Origin of the sequence: Luteimonas kalidii (genome assembly GCF_029887935.1) — a bacterium.
Taxonomy (GTDB): Bacteria; Pseudomonadota; Gammaproteobacteria; order Xanthomonadales; family Xanthomonadaceae; genus Luteimonas; species Luteimonas kalidii.
In genome coordinates, this window is the sequence record NZ_JARXRO010000013.1 from 36,552 (window position 1) to 51,923 (window position 15,372).

Here is a 15,372-nt window from a genome sequence, read left to right on the forward strand (position 1 = left end):
GGGCGATGGCAGGCGGCGAGTGTGACCCAAACCGCCGCGGCGATGCCAATGCCGGACATCGACCCGGCGACCACGTCCGCCCGCGCTCTCCGGCTCAGCCGCTTCGGGCGCTCACACGCAGGCGATCCACTGCCTCAGCAGCGATTGCAGCGATGGCGTCCGGCGCGATGCGTCGGCGGCATCGGCGAACGTCACCTGCGCGCGGTCCGGCCCCAGCCAGCGAAGCAGGCCGTCGCGATCGTCGATCGCCAGTCCGTCCGCCGGCAGGGCCCGCGCCTTCGCGCCCAGGTGCAGGATCAGCACGATGCCCTGCTTCGCGCGCAGGTGGAAGGTGGCGAAGTACTCGTGGGTGCGGAAGCTCGGCGCGTTCCACTTCACGCCTTCGGCGATCGACGGATCCACGGCCAGGATCGCTGCGCGCAGGGCCTCGATCGCAGGTTTGTGCGGATGGACGAGCGTGGCCATCAGCGCATCGACCGCGGCGCGCGTATCGGCAGGCGTGGCATGGCGGACGGCGCGTGAAGCGGGCATGCGGGACTCGGGTTCGAAGTGGTGCGCGCCCGGTGCGGACGGCGTGTCGCGACCGGCGTGGCGCGGATCAGTCGGGGGTTTCGTTGCTGCGCGTCCGGGCGGTCGCGCGCTCCAGCTCCAGCGGGCGGACTTCGTAGAACAGCCCGCAGGCCAGCGTCGGGCTGGTGGCCAGCAGCGCGGCGGCGTCCTCCAGCGAGGGCGCGACCGCGAACCAGTAGCCGCCCACCAGTTCCTTGGTCTCGCCGAACGGGCCGTCGACGGTGACGCCTTTCGCGGAGACGGTCGCCCCGGCGCGGGCGAGGCGCTCGCCGGTCTTCATCCGGCCGGCGGCGATGTGGTCTTCGATCCAGGTGTAGAAGGCGTCGATCGCGGCCTGGATCTCGTCCGGCGACGCTTCGCGGCGCCACTGGCCGCGCGAGAGCACGAGGAAGTCCTGGGATCCGTCGGTATCGGTCACGGTGCGGGCTCCATGCGGGAAGACGCGCACGCTACCGCGAAGCGGAGGGTGGTGGAAGCATCGCGCGCATCGTGCGGGCAGGCTGCGCGGATTCCCGGTGACGGTACGTCGGTGCGCGTGGGCGGAAAATTCCGGTTGCGCGCGCATCGTTGCGTGCGCATCCCGACGCTTCATCGCCAAAGTCGACGCGACGGGCAGGTGCCGGATCGCGTAGCCCGGATAAGGCCGCAGGCCGCATCCGGGACGCTTTAGACGTGACCTGCGACGAGGGGGTCGAGATGCATCCCGGGTGCGCTTCGCTTACCCGGGCTACGAGGGGGGAGGGGATGTGCGACGGGGGTTGCCGCGGGCGGCGAGTTGCGCGAGGTCGGCGACGAAGCCGGCGTAGGCGGCGTCGCGCGCGGCATCGTCGCGCTGGCGCAGGATCCAGGCCGGGTGCACGGTCGCGAGCAGGCGCGTGCCGCCGGACAGCGTGTGCCAGCGGCCGCGTTCGTCCATCAGCCGGAAGCCGCGGCCCATCAGCGCGAGCGCAGCGGTGGCGCCGAGGCTCACCACGACCTCGGGCTGCAGCAGTGCGAGCTCGCGCGCGAGCCAGGGCCGGCACGCCTGGACGTGGCCCGCCTCGGGATTGCGGTGCAGGCGCCGCTTGCCGCGCCGTTCGAAGCGGAAATGCTTCACCGCATTGGTCAGGTAGAGCTGCGTACGGTCGATCCCAAGCTCGCCCAGCGCGCGGTCGAGCAGTTGTCCCGCCGGGCCGGTGAACGGCCGGCCGGTCAGGTCCTCGGTGTCGCCGGGCTGTTCGCCGACCAGCACGACGCGCGCGGTGGCGGGCCCTTCGCCGAACACCGTCTGCGTCGCCGGCGCCCACAGCGGACAGGCACGGCAGTCACGCGCGAGCTCGCGCAGCGCATCCAGCGACGTCGCGTCGGTGGCGAGCTGACCGGACGCCGGGCCGGTGGCAGGCGTCGCGCGCGCAGCGCCGTCGCCATGGCCGATGCCGGGCGTCCCATCGCTTCCTTCCGGGCCGTGAAACTGTCCGCGCATCGCGACTCCGGCCCCGGGCCGGCTTCTGATCGTGCGTCGCGGCGGCTGAGGTGCGCGCTCGGCCATCTCGCGCACGCGCACGCCGGCCTCGCGCACCAGGCCGGGCAGCAGCTGCGCCTCGGGCAGGTGCTTCCAGTACTTCACCGGCATCTCCTGGCGCATCATCCGCGGGTTGAGCCGTGCCGGGTTGAAGATGTGCGCGTAGTAGGTGCGCCACAACTCCTCTCGTGCGTCGTCGGCCGGCGCGTCGGCGCGCATGCCGCCGTCTCCGAACGCCAGCGCCTCGCCGTCCCAGTGCGCGCTGCGGTAGGGCGTGAGGATCGCCCAGCGCATGCCCGCGAAGCGGCGCGCGAAGAACGGCGCCACCCGGTCGACAATGCGGTGCTCCGGTTCGAACCAGGCGATGAAGGCGTTGTCGTCGCCGGGCACGGCGCGGAAGCGTACGAACGCCTTCATCTTGTGCGCATCGCGACGCACCGCCTGCACCCAGGCCTGCGCGCGGCGCACGTCGGCATCGGCCGGGTTGGACAGCAGCGCCGGCTCGCCATGCGTCGCGCGCCACAGCAGGCGGTAGAGCAGCCCCAGGCGCTGCGGCTCGCGATGGCACAGCAGCGCGGGGGCGAGTTCGAGCAGCGATTTCGGCGCGCGCGGCGCGTCGTCGCGCGGCGTGGCGCCTTCGATGTCGGGTGCCGCGAGCAGCGGCGCGGGCGCGTCGCCCTCGAGCCAGTCCAGCGCGTCGGGCGGCACCTGCGCACGCAATGCCGCGCGCGCCACGTCGCGCCACGCCGCCATGTCCCACGGCGGGTCGACCCGCGCCGACCAGCGTTCCACTCAGGCCGCCGCGGGCGCGTCGAACAGGCCGCCCTGGCGCGGCGGCGGCGCCAGGCGCGCGCGCAGCGCCTGCGGATCGTCCAGCGCGCGCCGCGGATGGTGGTCGGCCAGCTGCACGAACGGCAGCAGCTTGGCCAGCGGTGCGCGCAGCCGCGCCAGGTCGGCGACCCGCAGCCGGCCGTGGCGGCGCGCGGCCAGCACCCGCTGCACGTTGCGCAGGCCGAGTCCGGGCACGCGCAGCAGCAGTTCCTTCGCCGCGGTGTTGAGGTCAACCGGGAAGCGCTCGGGATGGCGCAGTGCCCAGCCGAGCTTGGGATCGACATCGAGGTCGAGCATGCCGTCGCCGCGGCCGCCGGCGATCTCGTCGATGCGGTAGTCGTAGAAGCGCAGCAGCCAGTCGGCCTGGTACAGGCGGTGCTCGCGCTGCAGCGGCGGCGCCTGTGGCGGCAGCGCGCGGCTGGCGTCGGGGATCGGGCTGAAGGCGGAGTAGTACACGCGTCGTAGCCGGTAGTTGCCGTACAGGTTGTCGGCCATCGACAGGATCGCGCGATCGTCCGCGCCGTCGGCACCGACGATCATCTGCGTGCTCTGCCCGGCGGGTGCGAAGCGCGGGGCGCGCCGCTTCGGCGTGGTGCCCGGCGTGGCCGCAGCCTTCGGCTTCGGCGCGCGCGCCTGCTTCGACTCCTCGATCCGCCAGCGCAGCTCGCCCATCGCGCCGCGGATCGCCGGCAGCCGCTTCTCCGGCGCGAACTGCGCCAGCCCCGCCTCGGTGGGCAGTTCGACATTGATCGACAGCCGGTCGGCATGGCGGCCGGCGTCGGCCAGCAGCTCGGGCGAGGCTTCCGGAATGGTCTTGAGGTGGATGTATCCGGCGAAGCGGTGCTCCTCGCGCAGCCGGCGCGCCACCTCCACCAGCTGCTCCATGGTGTAGTCGCCGTTGCGGATGATGCCGCTGGAGAGGAACAGGCCCTCGATGTAGTTGCGGCGGTAGAAGTCGAGGGTGAGGTTGACCACCTCGTCCACCGTGAAGCGCGCGCGCTGCACGTTGCTGGACACGCGGTTCACGCAGTACGCGCAGTCGTAGACGCAGAAGTTGGTCAGCAGGATCTTGAGCAGCGACACGCAGCGCCCGTCGGGCGTGTAGCTGTGGCAGATGCCCATCCCCTCGGTGCTGCCGATGCCGCCGCTGCCCAGCGAATGGCGCTTGCCCGCGCCGCTGGAGGCGCAGGACGCATCGTACTTGGCGGCATCGGCGAGGATGGCCAGCTTGCGGGCAGTCTCCATCGGGGCAGGGTGGTGGGCGCCAGTCTCAATCCGTGAGACGCGGCCGCGATGATCATGAATGCCGCCGCAGGCACGTTCAGCCCCGCGCGTTCGCCCGGCCTGCACGCGCCGCCGTGCAGTCTCCAGAGCCCCAGCCGCCGCCCGTCACGATGTCCGCGTCCCCGTTCGCATCCCGACACACGACCCCGCCGCCGGCGCCCGCGGGCTGACGATGGCGCCCGCGCGCGACCTGGTCGAACTGCGGCCCGAGGGCCTGTACTGCCCCGCCGGCGATTTCCACATCGACCCGTGGCGGCCGGTGCCGCGCGCGGTGATCACCCACGGCCACGGCGACCACGCGCGCAGCGGCATGGGCGAGTACCACTGTGTACGCGAGAGCCTGCCGATCCTGGAGTGGCGGCTCGGCGCGCAGCGCTACCACGTGCGTGAGTACGGCGAAGCCTTCGATCTCGGCGGGGCGCGGGTGTCGCTGCATCCGGCCGGCCACGTGCTGGGTTCGGCGCAGGTGCGGATCGAGGCCGAGGGCCGCGTCTGGGTGGCCTCGGGCGACTACAAGCGCCAGCCGGATCCGACCTGCGCGCCGTTCGAAGTGGTGCCCTGCGACACCTTCATCACCGAGGCCACCTTCGGCCTGCCCGTGTACCGCTGGCCGGACACCGGCGAGGTCGCGCGCGAGATCGCCGACTGGCAGCGCGACTGCGCCACCGAGGGCGTGGCCGCGGTGCTGTTCTGCTACGCGCTGGGCAAGGCGCAGCGGGTGCTGGCCGAACTCGCGCCGCACGTCGACACGCCGGTGCTGCTGCACGGTGCGATCGCCAACGGGGTGGACGTGTACCGCGGCGCCGGCATCGCGCTGCCGCCGACCGAGCCCGTTTCCGACATCGCCAAGGGCGCGGACTTCGCCGGGCGCCTGGTACTGGCGCCGCCGTCCGCCGCGGGCAGCGCATGGATGCGCCGCTTCCGCCGCGCCCAGACCGGCTTTGCATCGGGCTGGATGCGGATCCGCGGCAACCGTCGCCGCCGCAACTACGACCGCGGCTTCGTGGTCTCCGACCATGCCGACTGGCCGGACCTGATGCGCACCGTGCGCGAGACCGGCGCCAGCCGCATCATCGCCACCCACGGCAACACCGATGCCATCGTGCGCGCGCTGTGCGAGGACGGCCTCGACGCCGGCGCGTTCCGCACCGGTTACGGCGACGAGGACTGAGCGCCGCATGCGCCGCTTCGCCACCCTCTACCGCGAGCTCGACCGCAGCACCGCCACGCTCGACAAGCGCGCGGCGCTGGCGCGCTACTTCCGCGACGCACCGCCGCGCGACGCCGCCTGGGCGCTGCACCTGCTGGCCGGCGGCAAGGTGGCCGGCGCGAAGAAGCGCATCGCCAACACGCGCGAGCTGCGCGCGTGGATCGCGGCCGAGGCCGGCCTGCCCGACTGGCTGGTCGACGACAGCTACGACCAGGTCGGCGATCTCGCCGAGACGCTGGCCCTGCTGCTGGACGATCCTGCGCAGGCAGGCGCCGACGTGCCCCTGTCGGAGTGGATCGAGCGCCGCCTGCTGCCGGTCGCCAACCGCGACGAGGACGTGCGCCGCGCGGTGGTGGTGGAGGCCTGGCGCACGCTGTGCTTCGACGAGCGGCTACTGTTCAACAAGCTGCTGACCGGCGCGCTGCGGGTGGGCGTGTCGCAGCGGCTGGTGCAGCAGGCGCTGGCGGAGATGAGCGGGGTCGACATCGCCCGCATCGCCCAGCGCATGCTCGGCGAATGGTCGCCGACGCCGGCCTTCCTCGAGCGCCTGCTGTCGCACGAGGCGCTGGAAAGCGATTGCCAGCAGCCGTATCCGTTCTTCCTCGCGACGCCGATCGAGGCCGCGCTGCGGCCGGAGGCGCCGGCCGTAAACGGGGACGTCGCGACCGTACCCGCGGCGGATGCGACGTCCGAACATGCCGGAGTCGGTGCCGTGGCGACGGAAGACGGCGACGCCGCCGCCATCGATGCCGATGCGGATGCCGCAGGCACGGTCGAATCCGTCACCGCGCTGGCCAACGACCCCGGCGCGATCGAACGCGCGCTCGGTCCGGTCGACGACTGGCTGCTGGAGTGGAAGTGGGACGGCATCCGCCTGCAGCTGATCCGCCGCGGCGGCGAGGTGGCGCTGTGGTCGCGTGGCGAGGAACGCCTGGACGGCCGATTCCCGGAGATCGAGGATGCCGCGCGCGCGCTGCCGCGCGACTGCGTGCTCGACGGCGAACTGCTGGCCTGGCGCGCCGGCGAGGACGCGCCGCTGCCGTTCACCGCGCTGCAGACGCGCATCCAGCGCCGCAAGCCCGGGCCGAAGACGCTGGCCGACACCCCTGTGCGCGTCCAGGCCTACGACCTGCTGGAACTCGAAGGCGTCGACTGGCGCGAGCGTCCGCAGCGCGAGCGCCGCGAGGCGCTGGCCGCGCTGCTCGACGCGCACGACGATCCGCGCCTCGTGCTCTCGCCACTGGTCGATGTGGCGGACTGGAGCCATGCCGCGGCGCTGCGTGCGCAGGCGCGCGAGCGCGGCGTGGAAGGGCTGATGCTCAAGCGCGCCAGCGCGCCCTACCAGGGCGGCCGCAGGCGCGGCGACTGGTGGAAGTGGAAGATCGATCCGCTCACCGTCGACGCGGTGCTGATCTACGCCCAGTCCGGCCACGGCCGCCGCAGCACGCTCTACACCGATTACACCTTCGGCCTCTGGGACGGCGACGCGCTGGTGCCGGTGGCCAAGGCCTACAGCGGGCTGGACGATGCGCAGCTCCTCAAGCTCGACCGCTGGATCCGCGCCCACACCCTGGAGCGCTTCGGCCCGGTGCGATCGGTGCCGGGCGTGCATGTGTTCGAACTCGGCTTCGAGGCGGTGAACCGCTCGACCCGGCACAAGTCCGGCATCGCGGTGCGCTTCCCGCGCATCCTGCGCTGGCGCCACGACAAGCCTGCGGCCGAGGCCGACCGGCTGGACACGCTCAAGGCGCTGGCGCGATGACGCCGCCCGCGGCGCGCACGCGCTTCGACGCGCCGCTGGCCGACTGGTTCGCGGCCCGGGGCTGGACGCCGGCGCCGTTCCAGCGCGAGGCCTGGCGCCGCTGGCGCCGCGGCGAATCCGGACTGCTGGTCACGCCCACCGGCAGCGGCAAGACCCTGGCCGCGCTCGGCGGCCCGCTGCTGGATGCGCTGGCGGAGGTGGCGCAGGCCAGCGTGGCATCGGCCAAGGCGAAGGCGAAAGCGAAAGCGAAAGCACCGGCGAGGTCGCGCGGCGTGAGCGCTGCGGCGACACGCGCCGTGCGCACATCGGACAACGCGCCTGCGGCGCACGAGGGCGGCGCGCCGGCCACTACCACGTCGACAACCGCTGCGTCTGACCGGGCGGGACCACGCATCACATCGGACCCCGGGGCACCCGAGGCCGTCATCGCGGCGCCCGGCACGGTGGACGCGCGCGACCGCGACGCGCCCGTTCCGCCCGCATCGCGCTCCACGCGCCGCGCCGGCGTGTCCACCGCCGGCCGCACCCGCCTCCTGTGGATCACCCCGCTGCGCGCGCTGGCCAGCGACACCGTGCGCGCGCTGCGCGAGCCGATCGCCGCGCTGGGCCTGGACTGGACCGTGGCGATGCGCACCGGCGACGCGTCCTCGCGCGACCGGCGCCTGGCGCGCCAGGGCCGCGCCGACGCGCTGGTGATCACGCCCGAATCACTGGCGCTGCTGCTGAGCTACCCCGACACCGCCGCGCAGCTCGCCGGCCTGCGCGGGATCGTGGTCGACGAATGGCACGAGCTGCTCGGCAACAAGCGTGGCGTGCTGCTGCAGCTGTGCCTGGCGCGGCTGCGTGCGTGGGCGCCGCAGGCGCGCACCTGGGGGCTGTCGGCGACGCTCGGCAACCTCGAACAGGCACGCGACGTGCTGCTGCCGCACGCGCCCGGCGCCGCGATCCTGCAGGCGGCGAAACCGCGCAGCCTGACGCTGGAGACCCTGCTGCCCGAGGCCGGCGAACGCTTTCCTTGGGCCGGGCACCTCGGCCTGTCGCAGGTGCAGCGCGTGGCCGCACAACTGCAGGCGGCCGGCACCACGCTGCTGTTCGCCAACACGCGCTCGCAGGCCGAACTCTGGCACCGCGCGCTGGCCGCGACCTGGCTCGACGCGCCCGACACGCTGGCCCTGCACCACGGCTCGCTCGACCCGAAGCTGCGCGCAGCGGTCGAGCAGGGCCTGCGCGAAGGCCGCGTGCGCTGCGTGGTCGCGACTTCGAGCCTGGACCTGGGCGTGGACTTTCCCGCGGTCGACCAGGTGCTGCAACTCGGCAGCCCCAAGGGCATGGCGCGGCTGCTGCAGCGCGCCGGCCGCGCGCGGCATCGCCCGGGCGAAGCCGGGCACGTGGTCTGCGTGCCGACGCATGCGCTGGAGCTGGCGGAGTACGCCGCCGCGCGCGCGGCGCTGGCGGATGGCCAGATCGAGGCGCGCGTGCCGCTGCGGCTGTCGCTGGACGTGCTCGCCCAGCACTGCGTCACGCTCGCGCTCGGCGGCGGGTTCGCGCCCGATGCGCTGCTGCGCGAAGTGCGCGGCACCCACGCCTTCGCCGGCCTCACCGATGCGCAGTGGACCGCGGTGCTCGCCTTCATCGTGCGCGGCGGGCAGGCGCTGCAGCACTATCCCGAATACACCCGCGTGGTGCTCGACGACGACGGCACCTACCGCGTGCACGATCGCCGCATCGCCCAGCGCCACCGGCTGTCGATCGGCACCATCACCAGCGACGGCGCGCTGCAGGTGAAGCTGCTGCGCGGCGGCACGCTGGGCAGCGTCGAGGAAGGCTTCCTGTCGCGGCTGCGTCCGCGCGACCGCTTCCAGTTCGCCGGCCGCACGCTCGAACTCGTGCGGCTGCAGGACATGACCGCGTACGTGCGCATCGCGAAGCGGGCCGACGGCATCGTGCCGCGCTGGCAGGGCGGGCGCATGCCGATGTCGGGCGAACTCGGCGCGCGGGTGGCGCAGGTACTGGCCGGCCCGCGCGACAGCCCGGAGCTGCGTGCGCTGGCACCGCTGCTCGACCTGCAGGCGCGGCTGTCCGCGCTGCCGTCGCCCGGCCGGCTGCTGGCCGAGTTCGTGAAGACCCGCGAAGGCTGGCACCTGTTCCTGTATCCGTTCGCCGGGCGCGGCGTGCACGAGGGCCTGGCGGCGCTGCTGGCGCTGCGCTGGGGCCGGCGCGCGCCCAACACCTTCGCCTTCGCGGTCAACGACTACGGCCTGGCGCTGACGGCGCAGGCGCAGCCGGAGCTCGATGCCGACCTGATGCACGACCTGCTCTCGCCCGTAGGCCTCGTCGAGGACCTGCAGGCCGGCGCCAACCTGGCCGAACTCGCGCGCCGCCAGTTCCGCGAGATCGCGCGCGTGGCCGGGCTGCTGCCGCCGTCGCTGCCGGGCCGCGCCCTGCGCAGCCTGCGCCAGCTGCAGGCCTCCAGCGGGCTGCTGTTCGACGTGCTGCAGCGGCACGATCCCGGCCACCTGCTGCTGGAACAGGCCGAGCGCGAGGTGTTCGAGGCCCAGCTCGAGGTACGCGCGCTGCAGGCGGTGCTCGAACGCTGCCACGCCCAGCCGCTCGACCTGCACCTGCCGCAGACGCTCACCCCGCTGTCGTTCCCGCTGTGGGCCGACGCCATGCGCGGCACCCACAGCAGCGAGGACTGGCGCACGCGCGTGCAGCGCGCCGCCGAACGCCTGGAACACCGCCACCGCCCCCGCCACCCGCGTAGCCCGCAACCGCGTAGCCCGGATAAGCGAAGCGCATCCGGGACCCCACGCAACGTTCCGACATCCACGCCCACCGCGTCCACGACCCGGCCTGCTGCAAGCGCATCCACGCGCCAGACCCCCGCGCCCCGCAAGCGCACCTCCACCGTGGCGGGGCAGTCCCGCAAGGCACCCGCTGCATCGAACCGACGCGGAAACGCCGCGGACTCGCCTGCACGTTCGTCCGCTGCCGTGCCCGCCGATGCACGCCCACCGGCACCCCGCCCGCCGCGCGATGACTGACACCCTCGACCTCGTCCTCGCCGGCGAACCCGTCCGCCTGCTCGCCGACCGCGCGCTGTACTGGCCCGCGCGCCGCCGCCTGTGCATCGCCGACCTGCACCTGGGCAAGGGCGACACCTTCCGCGCCGCCGGGATCGCGGTGCCGACGGGCGGCACCACGCACGATCTCGAGCGTCTGGCGACGCTGCTCGCGAACACCGGCGCCGCCGAACTCTGGATCCTCGGCGACTTCCTGCACGCGCGCCGCCACCGTGCGGTGGACGCGGCCTGGCGCGCGTTCCGCGAAGCGCATGCCGCGGTGGCGATGGCGGTGGTGCCGGGCAACCACGACCGTGCGTTCGATCCCGAGGCTGCGGGTGTGGCGCGGGTGCGCGAGGGTCACGTGGATCCCCCGTTCGAGTTCCGCCACGCGCCACCGGCTGAGAGCGACGCCGGCCACCACGTCCTCTGCGGCCACGTGCACCCGGTGCTGCGCCTGCCGCCGTTGGGACGCCATCCGCTGTTCTGGCTGCGCCCCGGGATCACCGTGCTGCCTGCGTTCTCGGCCTTCACCGGCGGCCATCCCGTGCCCCGCGCGGACAGCGCCGGCAGCGTGCTGTGCGACGGGCGTCAGCTGGTGCGGCTGGGATAGCCACACGCCGGTGCCGCATCGCGACGCCATACGCGCCGACCGTCGCTCGTAGCCCGGGTAAGCACAGCGCACCCGGGGTGCTGCGCATCTTGGACAGACCTCGCATCACTTGGGAGCCTGCGAGGCAAAGTGTGGCAGGCGCACCTGGGCTGCGATCTCATGCAGGTCGATCGACATGCGCCCCGGATGCGCTGCGCTTACCCGGGCTACGCGCGCTTGTTCGACGCGTCCGACGCCCGGGTAAGCGAAGCGCACCCGGGGCCGGGTTGACGCCATCGCCCGCCGCGCCGTGGAAGAACGTCGCCGGCCTGGTCGGCTGCATCGCCCGCGCCCCGGACAGGCCGGCCGCAGAGCCGGCCGATCCGAGCACAACAGGACGCGCTCGCCCATCCGGATTGGTGCTTCCTGCGGGATAAAGAATCCAGGATCGCGGCCTTTGATGCGCGAATGGAACGCCCATCTCCTGAACACGCCGACGCGGACGGGCACTGCCCGATGGCCGCGCGGCGACGGGCCTGGCGCCCGTTCCCCCACTTCAGGAGATTTCCATGCGTTCCAAGCTGCTCACCACCACCCTTGCCGTCGTGCTGCTGGCCGGCGCCTCCGTCGCCCAAGCCCAGGATTCCGGCTTCTACGCCGGCGTCGGCGCCGGCCAGGCCCTGGTCGACGAGCGCGCCTACGACGACGAGGACACCGCGTTCTCGGCCTTCGGCGGCTACCAGTTCCACCGCAACTTCGCGCTCGAGGCCGGCTACAGCGATTTCGGCAGCCTCGAACCCGATGCGGCCGGCACCGACCTGGAGCTGACCTCGGCCTCGCTGACCGCCGTCGGCATCCTGCCCTTCACCGAGCGCTTCTCCGGCTACGCCAAGGCGGGCTTCCAGCGCTGGGAGCTGGACCGCGCGATTCCGGGCCTCACCGGCACCGCGAAGGACGACGGTACCGACCCGGTCTACGGCCTCGGCCTGCAGTACCGTTTCAGCGACCTGATCGCGCTGCGCGGCGAGTACACGCGCAGCGAGGTCGAGGATCTCGACGTCGACGCTGCCCAGGTGCAGGTGCGTTTCGACTTCTGACCCCCTCGCGGATGCCGGCGCCCTGCCGGCATCCGCCGCTTGAGGTTCGATGCGGGAACATCCCGGCGGTAGAGCCCCGGATGCGCTTCGCTTATCCGGGCTACGCGGTGCTTTGCCACGTTGCCGCCGCCGTCGCTCGACGCCGTGGCCACCACGCCAACGCGTTTCCTCACGCGTCCGGGACCACGGTTGGGCCACGGTGCGGTCCTGCGACCGGAGGACCGCCGTGACCGCCTTCTACCTGTGGTTCAACGCCGTGGCCTACCTGGGGCTTGCCGCCTGGTGCGCGCTGCGCTGGCGCTCGACCTCGGCCGCGATCGGCTACGTGCAGCTCGACGGCGGCGGCCGCTCGGAATACCTGAGCATCTACGGCGGCCTGCAGCTGGCGCTGGCGATCGTGTTCGCGCTGTTCGCATTGCGTCCCGAGCAGCAGCGCACCGGGCTGCTGGTGGCGCTGGTGCTGTACGCCTCGATCGTGCCGTTCCGCTGGATCGGCATCGCCGCATTCGGACCGGTGGGGCGGCCGACGCTGGTGCTGGGCGTGGTGGAACTGGCGATGCTGGCCTGGGCGCTGGCGCTGTGGTTCGGCGATCGCTGAGGCATCGGCGCGCACCGGTTCAATGATCGTCGTCGTCTCGGTCTTCGCCCCTGCCGCCGTCCCGACTGCGCGCATCCGCGGGCGTCTCCCGCTTCGCCTGCGCCGCCGCCCACATGTTGTCGACCAGGTTGGGATAGCGGCGTCCGGCGGCTTTGGCACGTTCGCGCGCCTGTTCCTTCTGCGCTGGCGTCAGTTGCACGCGCGCGGCTGGTTTCACCGGATTGCGCTTCTTCCAGGGTGGCGTACGGGGCGAGGCCATGGACGCAGATTGCCCGGCGCACGCGCGACGGGCGCGTGAACCAAGCGAAGACGAGGACATGGCGCGCCTGGAGGGATTCGAACCCCCGACCAATGGCTTCGGAAGCCACTACTCTATCCGGCTGAGCTACAGGCGCGTTGTCTGGAGCGCCGGGACCGCGGCTGGCGTCCCGGTGTGGCGTGATGCACGCCGCCGGCCGCCATCGCTGGAGTTGGCCGGCCGGCGATTATGTCACCCCTCGGGGCCGGGCGGCCAGCCGATCCGGCGCCCGTCCCGGCGCGCGGCGTGTCGCCGCCCGGGGCCGCTGCGCCGCGCGAGCCGCAACGGGTCGTGTCGCGCCCGCGTGCGCTGCTAACCTGCGCCGATGTCGTACGAACGCCACTCGCCGCCGACGGCCTCGCGGCCGGACTGGCGCGCACGCCTGCCGCTCTACTGGGCCCTGATCCGCGGCGACCGCCCGATCGGCTGGCTGCTGCTGCTGTGGCCGACGTGGTGGGGGCTGTGGCTGGCCGCCGGCGGAGTGCCGCCCCCGTGGATCCTGTTCGTGTTCACCGCGGGCGTGTGGCTGACGCGCTCAGCCGGCTGCGTGGTCAACGACTACGCCGACCGCTGGCTGGACGGCAGCGTCGAGCGCACGAAGGACCGGCCGCTGGCCACCGGCGCGGTGTCCGGGCGCGAGGCGCTGGCGGTGTTCGCGGTGCTGATGCTGGCCGCGTTCGCGCTGGTGCTGACGCTAAACCGGCTCACGGTGTGGATGAGCGTGGTCGGCCTGTTCCTGGCCGCCAGCTATCCCTACCTCAAGCGCTATACCTACCTGCCGCAGGTGTACCTGGGAATGGCCTTCGGCTGGGCGATCCCGATGGCCTTCGCTGCGGTGCAGGGCACGGTGCCGCCGGTGGCCTGGGTGCTGTACGTGGCCAACATCTTCTGGGCCACCGCCTATGACACCTGGTACGCGATGGTCGACCGCGACGACGACATCCGCATGGGCGCGAAGTCGACCGCGATCCTGTTCGGCGAACTCGACCTGGTGGCGCAGGGCGTGCTGTACGCGCTCGCGTTCGCGGCGCTGGCGCTGGTGGGGCGCGAGGCGGGGCTGGGCGTTGCGTACTGGACCGGCCTCGGGCTGGCGGCGCTGCTGGTGGGCTGGGAATTCGCGATCGCGCGCTACCGCGACCGCGCTGCCTGCTTCCGCGCCTTCCTCCACAACCACTGGGTGGGGGCGGCGATCTTCGCCGGCATCGCGGTGGATTTCGCGTTGCGGTGAAGGAATTCGAGAGCCGGGTCGGCGAAGAGCGGGCCGGCGTCGAACTGTCCCGTCGGGCAGGGGGCGGTCTGCGCGTGTCGAGTGGACACGTCGGCCCTGACCGCGGGTCCCGATCGCACGGGCGGTCCCGGGTGCGCTGTGCTTACCCGGGCTACTGGGAGACGCCTCTGACGGGTATGACCGCGTAGCCCGGATAAGCGAAGCGCATCCGGGGATGCAGCCCCGCGACCATTGCCCACGGACACCGGCCCCGGGCGTTCGCCCCGCGCGGACACCGTCGTCGCGCCGCCGGTCCCGGGTGCGCTGCGCTTACCCGGGCTACTGGGAGACGCCTCTGACAGGTATGGCCGCGTAGCCCGGATGAGCGACGCGCATCCGGGATGACGACCCGCGACCGCTGCCTAACGATGCAGCCCCGTGACCACTGCCTACGGACACCGGCCTTGGGCGTTGGCCCCGTTCGCAGACCCTCGTCGCACCAATGGCCCCGGGTGCGCTGCGCTTACCCGGGCTACGGTGTGCTGCCTCCCCGGCGTCCGCGCGGACACCCGGTCGACCTTCGCCCCGCTCACGGGACCCGCGCGCAGACCCACGCCTCGACCCGCGTCACGCCCGCGCGGCGCAGCGTGACGGCGGCCGCGTGCAGGGTGGCGCCGGTGGTCATCACGTCGTCGACCAGGACCACGTGCGCCGGCAGACGCGTGCCGTCGCGCACCGTGAACGCCTCGCGCAGGTTGCGCCGGCGCGACGCCGCGTCGAGCTCCGACTGTGGGGCCGTCGCCCGCGTGCGCACCAGCGCGCCGTCCAGCAGCGGCAGGCGCAGGGTGCGTGCCAGCGGCCGCGCCAGCTCCAGCGCCTGGTCGTAGCCCCGGCGGCGCAGGCGTCCCGGGTGCAGCGGCACCGGCAGCAGCGCGTCCGGCCGCGGCAGGGCGACGAAACAACTCGCCATGGCGTCGGCGAGCAGCCGGCCGGCGGCCAGGTCGCGGTGGAATTTGAACCGTGGCAGCAGCCGGTCGAGCGGGGTGCGGTAGGCGAACGCGGCGTGGGTCGCGTCCAGCGGTGGCGGTCGGCGCTGGCACGCGCCGCACGACGGGGCCGGCGACGACGCGCCGGGCAGCGGCACCGCGCAGCGGGGGCAGGCCGGCACATTCCAGGGCAGGGCGGCGGTGCACGCAGGACACAGGTCGGTGCCCGGCGGGGCGGCCTCGCCGCAGGCCAGGCACCGCGGCGGGCACAGCCGCGCGCCCAGTCCGTGCCACCAGCCGTCAACCGCCGCGCGCTCGATTCGGTTGACAGGCCCGGGCATGCTTTCCAGACTGAACGGCCAGCCCGCGTCCGT

The 15,372-nt window shown here is 73.3% G+C and carries 12 protein-coding genes, 1 tRNA gene and 1 pseudogene; 7 read left to right on the top strand and 7 right to left on the bottom strand.

The genetic code is table 11. The features are described from left to right. Window positions 1–111 precede the first annotated feature (111 nt). From QFW81_RS05135 to QFW81_RS05150, 4 genes are all read right to left on the bottom strand, one after another. A complete protein-coding gene (locus QFW81_RS05135; protein ID WP_280577536.1) occupies window positions 112–531 on the bottom strand; it encodes a DUF1801 domain-containing protein in 420 nt (139 codons plus the stop codon). Between the two features lie 67 nt (window positions 532–598). Beyond that, on the bottom strand, window positions 599–988 hold the full coding sequence (locus tag QFW81_RS05140; RefSeq protein WP_280577537.1) for a YciI family protein: 390 nt from the start codon (window positions 986–988) through the stop codon (window positions 599–601). A gap of 309 nt (window positions 989–1,297) precedes the next feature. Then, a complete protein-coding gene (locus tag QFW81_RS05145; protein WP_280577625.1) occupies window positions 1,298–2,824 on the bottom strand; it encodes a UdgX family uracil-DNA binding protein in 1,527 nt (508 codons plus the stop codon). Window positions 2,825–2,863: 39 nt separating this feature from the next. Beyond that, a complete protein-coding gene (locus QFW81_RS05150) occupies window positions 2,864–4,147 on the bottom strand; it encodes a putative DNA modification/repair radical SAM protein (RefSeq protein WP_280577538.1) in 1,284 nt (427 codons plus the stop codon). 211 nt (window positions 4,148–4,358) lie between these two features. Between QFW81_RS05150 and QFW81_RS05155 the strand changes: the two genes are divergently transcribed. From QFW81_RS05155 to QFW81_RS05180, 6 genes and pseudogenes are all read left to right on the top strand, one after another. Then, on the top strand, window positions 4,359–5,357 hold the full coding sequence (locus QFW81_RS05155; protein ID WP_280577539.1) for a ligase-associated DNA damage response exonuclease: 999 nt from the start codon (window positions 4,359–4,361) through the stop codon (window positions 5,355–5,357). Window positions 5,358–5,364: 7 nt separating this feature from the next. Then, entirely contained in the window at window positions 5,365–7,158 is a 1,794-nt protein-coding gene (locus tag QFW81_RS05160; RefSeq protein ID WP_280577540.1) for a cisplatin damage response ATP-dependent DNA ligase, read from the top strand. A gap of 44 nt (window positions 7,159–7,202) precedes the next feature. Further along, a pseudogene (locus QFW81_RS05165) lies at window positions 7,203–9,902 on the top strand (ligase-associated DNA damage response DEXH box helicase); the annotation flags it as partial. Between the two features lie 292 nt (window positions 9,903–10,194). Next, window positions 10,195–10,833: a ligase-associated DNA damage response endonuclease PdeM gene (gene pdeM / locus QFW81_RS05170; protein WP_280577542.1), complete on the top strand. Its 639-nt coding sequence runs from the start codon at window positions 10,195–10,197 to the stop codon at window positions 10,831–10,833. 548 nt (window positions 10,834–11,381) lie between these two features. Continuing rightward, window positions 11,382–11,909, top strand: a complete 528-nt coding sequence (locus QFW81_RS05175) for an outer membrane beta-barrel protein (RefSeq protein ID WP_280577544.1) — start codon at window positions 11,382–11,384, stop codon at window positions 11,907–11,909. 226 nt (window positions 11,910–12,135) lie between these two features. Further along, complete coding sequence (locus QFW81_RS05180) at window positions 12,136–12,507, top strand: DUF4345 domain-containing protein (RefSeq protein WP_280577545.1); 372 nt, start codon at window positions 12,136–12,138, stop codon at window positions 12,505–12,507. Window positions 12,508–12,526: 19 nt separating this feature from the next. Here QFW81_RS05180 and QFW81_RS05185 read toward each other — a convergent pair whose 3' ends face one another. Continuing rightward, window positions 12,527–12,766 (bottom strand): hypothetical protein, encoded by a 240-nt coding sequence (locus QFW81_RS05185; protein ID WP_280577546.1) that lies wholly within the window; start codon window positions 12,764–12,766, stop codon window positions 12,527–12,529. A gap of 59 nt (window positions 12,767–12,825) precedes the next feature. Further along, window positions 12,826–12,902 (bottom strand) — tRNA-Arg (locus QFW81_RS05190). A 228-nt stretch (window positions 12,903–13,130) separates the two neighbouring features. Here QFW81_RS05190 and ubiA point away from each other — a divergent pair. Next, a complete protein-coding gene (gene ubiA, locus QFW81_RS05195; RefSeq protein ID WP_280577548.1) occupies window positions 13,131–14,033 on the top strand; it encodes a 4-hydroxybenzoate octaprenyltransferase in 903 nt (300 codons plus the stop codon). Window positions 14,034–14,601: 568 nt separating this feature from the next. Here the strand turns inward: ubiA and QFW81_RS05200 are convergent. Beyond that, a complete protein-coding gene (locus tag QFW81_RS05200) occupies window positions 14,602–15,339 on the bottom strand; it encodes a double zinc ribbon domain-containing protein (RefSeq protein WP_280577550.1) in 738 nt (245 codons plus the stop codon). Window positions 15,340–15,372: the final 33 nt, after the last annotated feature.

Coding starts and splice junctions, on each gene's coding strand:
- QFW81_RS05135 (WP_280577536.1), bottom strand. CDS start 531: ATGCCCGCTTCACGCGCCGTCCGCCATGCCACGCCTGCCGATACGCGC.
- QFW81_RS05145 (WP_280577625.1), bottom strand. CDS start 2,824: ATGGCGGCGTGGCGCGACGTGGCGCGCGCGGCATTGCGTGCGCAGGTG.
- QFW81_RS05150 (WP_280577538.1), bottom strand. CDS start 4,147: ATGGAGACTGCCCGCAAGCTGGCCATCCTCGCCGATGCCGCCAAGTAC.
- QFW81_RS05155 (WP_280577539.1), top strand. CDS start 4,359: ATGGCGCCCGCGCGCGACCTGGTCGAACTGCGGCCCGAGGGCCTGTAC.
- QFW81_RS05160 (WP_280577540.1), top strand. CDS start 5,365: ATGCGCCGCTTCGCCACCCTCTACCGCGAGCTCGACCGCAGCACCGCC.
- pdeM (WP_280577542.1), top strand. CDS start 10,195: ATGACTGACACCCTCGACCTCGTCCTCGCCGGCGAACCCGTCCGCCTG.
- QFW81_RS05175 (WP_280577544.1), top strand. CDS start 11,382: ATGCGTTCCAAGCTGCTCACCACCACCCTTGCCGTCGTGCTGCTGGCC.
- QFW81_RS05185 (WP_280577546.1), bottom strand. CDS start 12,766: ATGGCCTCGCCCCGTACGCCACCCTGGAAGAAGCGCAATCCGGTGAAA.
- ubiA (WP_280577548.1), top strand. CDS start 13,131: ATGTCGTACGAACGCCACTCGCCGCCGACGGCCTCGCGGCCGGACTGG.
- QFW81_RS05200 (WP_280577550.1), bottom strand. CDS start 15,339: ATGCCCGGGCCTGTCAACCGAATCGAGCGCGCGGCGGTTGACGGCTGG.